6 protein-coding genes are annotated in these 4,699 nt (G+C 47.9%); all 6 read left to right on the forward strand.

Annotated features, from left to right (window positions below; genetic code table 11):
* Window positions 1-137: 137 nt before the first annotated feature.
* A complete protein-coding gene (locus ACP5KC_RS08825; RefSeq protein ID WP_236944914.1) occupies window positions 138-710 on the forward strand; it encodes a DNA-3-methyladenine glycosylase in 573 nt (190 codons plus the stop codon).
* Between the two features lie 83 nt (window positions 711-793).
* The gene (locus ACP5KC_RS08830; protein ID WP_424738705.1) at window positions 794-1,474 is read left to right on the forward strand and encodes a hypothetical protein; all 681 of its coding nucleotides are present in this window, start codon (window positions 794-796) and stop codon (window positions 1,472-1,474) included.
* Between the two features lie 47 nt (window positions 1,475-1,521).
* Window positions 1,522-2,157 carry a cyclase family protein gene (locus ACP5KC_RS08835; RefSeq protein ID WP_052884869.1) on the forward strand — a complete coding sequence of 212 codons (636 nt, stop codon included), beginning with the start codon at window positions 1,522-1,524 and terminating at the stop codon, window positions 2,155-2,157.
* Between the two features lie 10 nt (window positions 2,158-2,167).
* Complete coding sequence (locus ACP5KC_RS08840) at window positions 2,168-3,382, forward strand: pyridoxal phosphate-dependent aminotransferase (protein WP_428287311.1); 1,215 nt, start codon at window positions 2,168-2,170, stop codon at window positions 3,380-3,382.
* Window positions 3,379-3,891 (forward strand): DUF1097 domain-containing protein, encoded by a 513-nt coding sequence (locus ACP5KC_RS08845; RefSeq protein ID WP_052883727.1) that lies wholly within the window; start codon window positions 3,379-3,381, stop codon window positions 3,889-3,891. Before ACP5KC_RS08840 ends, ACP5KC_RS08845 begins: the two co-directional genes overlap by 4 nt.
* A 4-nt stretch (window positions 3,892-3,895) precedes the next feature.
* On the forward strand, window positions 3,896-4,699 hold an 804-nt coding region (locus tag ACP5KC_RS08850), incomplete at its 3' end, for a dihydrodipicolinate synthase family protein (protein ID WP_428287312.1).

Below are 4,699 nucleotides of genomic sequence, written 5' to 3' on the forward strand. Positions count from 1 at the left end.
TTTTCTTTGAAAAAGGCCCCGAGTAATAGGATTCCCGTCAAAAAATATTTTTTTAAAAAATGGTTCAGCAGCTTTTTCAAATATTAAAAAGGTACAAGGCCCTGGAAAATTACAAGATCATTAAAGGTGAGACTCCCATGCAACGCTCTGGCAAAATCATCCTGCAAGACTTTTTTGCGAGAAAACCCGATACAGTAGCACGTCAGCTCTTAGGTAAACTCTTGGTTAATATTAAGCTTGACATGGCAGGAGTTATCTTAGAAACAGAGCCTTATTTTGGCCCAGAAGACCCAGCTTCTAGAGCCAGGAAAGGGGGAGACCTGGCAAGGACGATGGCCTCTCAGCCCTGTACTGCTCTGGTCTATGGTGTTCATAGACAGTGGCTCCTAAACATAGTTGCGCACGAACCTAACTCTCTGGGAGCTGTACTGATCAGAGGCATCCTGCCAGTTAACGTTGCAAGTGGGACTGCTGCCGGCAAAGCGATATGGGGGCCTGGAAGAGTCACAAGGTATCTGGGGATCAATAAGGACCTTCACAAAAAGTTTCTCTGCTCTGAGGATAGCGAAGTACGACCCGTATATTTTCTAGATATAGATGAACCTTGTGTTTCTAGATCATCGAGGATTGGCGTCCGTGAAGACCTCCCGGAACCATTAAACTTTAAGATTAATTGCATTGACGAAATCAACAGAATGCTTAAAAAATGATTTGAAAATTACTTTAAACATAAAAAAATTTTTTAATAACGAGAAAGAAAATGAATATTAGCCTACTTCTGCATTTCAATTTAATGCTGGTTGAAACCTGGCGAGTGTACCAGCCGGACTGCCCCGTTGTTGAGGCTTCGGAGAAACTTCAATCAACGAGGCTTGAGGCGATATCCTCTCGCGTCTCCGGTAAGTACATTCAAGGCCATCTAGCCGTAGAGACACGCGTGCTGAGAGAGCTGATAAACGTGTTAAGGAATAGCCCGCGTATTTTAAAGGCAGAGATCCTCATGAAAGGAGTAGGTACTTCTATCATCTCACTTGCAATGCATCGAACTAATTTAATGAATTCTTTATCCGAGAATCCTAAGCTCCTATGGTTTAGTCCGATATTTGCCAAGGGGGGTTACGAGTACTGGATAGTTGTTTCTTTGGGAAGTACGCGTATGATCCGTGAAGCCCTGAAAGCAAATAATCATGAGATTAAGGTGGTGAACTCAAGAGTTCTCCCTGGGGCTTACCCGCGAATAGCTTCAATCATACAAGCCTGTACGAATTTGACGGATGTTAGCCGTAGAGCCTCAACTCCAGCTAACGATGTGATAAACGATATACTTTCAGGATCAACTCTTGGGAACGTGGCTCGGAAGCACGGGTACTCGAAAAGCTACCTATCGAGAAAGAGAAGAGAAGCATTAAGTACCTGTAAAGAAGCGTTGGATGCTTTAAGTTTGATATTTAAATTTTTTGATGAACCAGGTTGAAACATATCTTTATTTTTTCCCCTTGAGATATTTTAATGCTGAGCCCCATGAAAATAGTAGATTTGACTGTAGACCTTAAAACGAATACACCAGTCTTCCCCGGCTACCCTATCCCCATAATCCATCAATGGACGAGTGTGAAAGAGCATGGCTATTATAGCAATGTTCTCATGTTAGTGGAGCATACAGGTACACATGTTGACTCCCCGGCACACTTCATAGAGGGGGCTCCGACAATTGACAAGGTGCCACTCGAGAGATTCATGGGTAAGGGCGTTGTAGTGGATGCCACAGGTCTTGGACCTAAGGCACCTATTACGCGTGAGTTTTTGGAGAAAGCCCTTAAGGGTAAGGGTGTTGGCAAGGGCTGGGTCGTCCTTATAATGACGGGCTATGACTCTAAAGCCGGGACACCCGAGTGGTTTAACCATCCAGGCCTAGATGAAAGCGGGGCCAAGTATCTGGCAGAACTCGAGATTAATGCTGTGGGTATCGATGCGCCTAGCATTGACCAGGCACCCTTCCCAGGACACAAGGTGTTGCTTCCCAAGGGTATAGTTATATTTGAGAACCTGACCAACCTAAAAGAACTTGTAGGCAAGAACTTTCACTTCTACGGTTTCCCCCTTAAAATCTCCAACGGTTCAGCAAGCCCTGTGAGGGCATTGGCTGTTCTTGAGTAGGAGAAGCACCATGTCTAAACCATCTCATATTTTTTCTCCTCTCGCTGAGCAGCTAGAACCAGAGGGGGCATTCGTATACCTCGACCTAGCCAACGAGGCGAGGCGAAAGGGACTCGATATAATCAGCTTCGGCATAGGGCAGCCCGACTTCCAACCTCCACGAGAATCTATAGAGGCTGTCAAGGAGGCGTTGGAAAAAGGAAATACGAGATATATATCTCCGCTAGGCCTACAGGAGCTACGCGAGATGATAGCGAGGTATGTTAGCCAGAAGTACGGTGTGGACGTGAAGCCGAGCGAGGTCGCTGTCACCGTCGGGGCTAAAGCCGCCCTCTTCATGGCAATCTCGCTCCTGACTAGACCAGGTGACGATATCATAGTGCAAGACCCCGCTTTTCCAACCTACGAATGCGTGGTACGTTATGCAGGCGGAAGACCAGTATTTGTGAAACTCAGAGAAGAGAACGACTTTAGGCTTTTACACGAAGACGTGGATAAGGCCTTGACTAGTACGCGTAAACCAAGGGGTATGATTATTAACTCGCCTCACAATCCTACAGGCTCCGTTCTCGAGAAGAGTGACGTTGAGGGGTTGCTCGAACTCGCGAAAAGGAAAAACATGTACGTCATAAGTGACGAGATTTACGAGGACTACGTCTACGAGGGAAAGCATTACTCCTTCCTTTCAGACCCAGAGTGGAGAGATTATGTCGTCTATATAAGTGGTTTCTCCAAGACCTGGGGCATGACAGGGTTCAGGATTGGTTATGTTGTGGCCAACGAGAAAGTAATCAAGGCCATGGACGTTTTTGCCACGAACATGTATAGCTGCCCACCCGCACCCCTCCAATTCGCGGCAATCAAGGCTCTAGAGCTAGGGATAGACTGGTTTAAGCCCAAACTCCAGGACTACAAGAGGAGGCGTGACGTGGCCTGGGAGGAACTGTCTAAAATTCCAGGCGTCCACGTCGTGAAGTCAAGGGGCGCTTTCTACCTGTTCCCCAACGTGCAAGAAGCTTTACAGAGAACAGGGCTGAAGAGTGTCGACGAGCTAGCTAGACAACTACTGTTCGAGAAAGGCGTCGTATTACTCCCCGGGACGGCCTTTCCGCTCTGGGGCGGTGATGGCTATATGCGACTCTCTTATGTGCTTCCTGAGGAAAAGATACGTGAGGGTTTGAGGAGATTTAGGGAGTTTATTGTGGAGAAAGGTGGTGTTTCATGAGTGTGAAGTATAAGATTCCTATTGAGATAACAGTTGCTTATCTAGCAGCCCTGAGCCTCCTCGTAACGCTTCCACCCTTAGGCCTACCTGTATGGGCAACCTTCGTTACATGGGCTGGTTACTTCGCACTCGGGGCCGACAAGAAGGCCTTTAGGGAGCTTTACAAGGCCATTCCCCTGGGAGGCATCTTCGGATGGCTGGCGGTCGTGGGCTTTGATTTTGCCATAAAGGCTATGCCTGGCATACACTGGATAATCCCCGTAATGATTGTCGAGTTCCTAGACGTCTTGGTGCTCATGTACATTATATCTTGGTTCAAGTTCGTGGGTGCCGCCGTCTTCTTTGCTTTTCCCAGCTACTTTGGAACCTATTACGGGGGGTTCTTCCCAAAGACGGGCGACTTGATCACCGATGCCACCATGGCTCTTGTCTGGCAGGTCGCCGCGAACCTGCTTGGTCCAATTTTCGGGTTCTTGAGCATATACCTCTCGTTCCCGGAGAAAAGGTGAGCAAGTGAAAGCGAAGTTCTATGGAGTCATATCCCCGTTTATAACTCCCTTCAAAGAGGACTATACGATTGACGAGGAAGCCGTCAAGTGGCTGGCTAGACACCAGGCTGAGAACGGTGTCCACGGCATCTTCCCGAATAGCACTACCGGAGAGTTCGTACACCTCTCTAGGGAGGAGTCAATAACAATTACACGGCTAGTACTCGAGGCTGTAGGCGGGAAAGTCTGGGTCATCCCAGGAATTAGTGCCAATTATACTGAGGACTGCGTCAGCCTGGCAAGAACCTTTAAGGAGATGGGCGTTGACGGCGCCGTGGTAACGCCACCGTACTTTTTCAAGGTATCTCCTGAACGACTAAAGGTACACTTCTCCACAATACTAGAAAAGGTAGACCTCCCTTTAATCATCTACAACATACCCGCCACCACGGGCATAAACATCCCTGTGAGCCTATACCAGCAACTGGCCAGGGAGTACAGCCACCTCGCGGGAGCGAAAGCTACCATCGAAAGCTTCACCTACTTCAGGCAACTGATACAGATAGTTAAGGCTGAAAGGAAAGATTTTGCCGTCCTGACAGGCTTGGACGACCTTTTACTCCCAGTGCTTATGATGGGCGGAGACGGGGGTATAATGGCTCTCGCAAACGTAGCCCCACATCTACACAGAGCCGTGTACGACTCCTTTATAAGCGGCGACCTAGCAAAAGCGGTCGAAAACTGGCATAGACTGCTAACCCTCACAAAAGTTTACGACTATGCAACATCTTTCCCGACCTCTGTGAAGACTCTTCTAGAGGTGCTTGGA

The organism is Infirmifilum sp. (assembly GCF_049970975.1).
In the GTDB taxonomy this organism is placed as follows: domain Archaea; phylum Thermoproteota; class Thermoprotei; order Thermofilales; family Thermofilaceae; genus Thermofilum; species Thermofilum uzonense.

Excerpts from the sequence above, each read along its gene's own strand:
- ACP5KC_RS08825 (WP_236944914.1), top strand. The coding sequence starts at position 138 with ATGCAACGCTCTGGCAAAATCATCCTGCAAGACTTTTTTGCGAGAAAA.
- ACP5KC_RS08830 (WP_424738705.1), top strand. The coding sequence starts at position 794 with ATGCTGGTTGAAACCTGGCGAGTGTACCAGCCGGACTGCCCCGTTGTT.
- ACP5KC_RS08835 (WP_052884869.1), top strand. The coding sequence starts at position 1,522 with ATGAAAATAGTAGATTTGACTGTAGACCTTAAAACGAATACACCAGTC.
- ACP5KC_RS08840 (WP_428287311.1), top strand. The coding sequence starts at position 2,168 with ATGTCTAAACCATCTCATATTTTTTCTCCTCTCGCTGAGCAGCTAGAA.
- ACP5KC_RS08845 (WP_052883727.1), top strand. The coding sequence starts at position 3,379 with ATGAGTGTGAAGTATAAGATTCCTATTGAGATAACAGTTGCTTATCTA.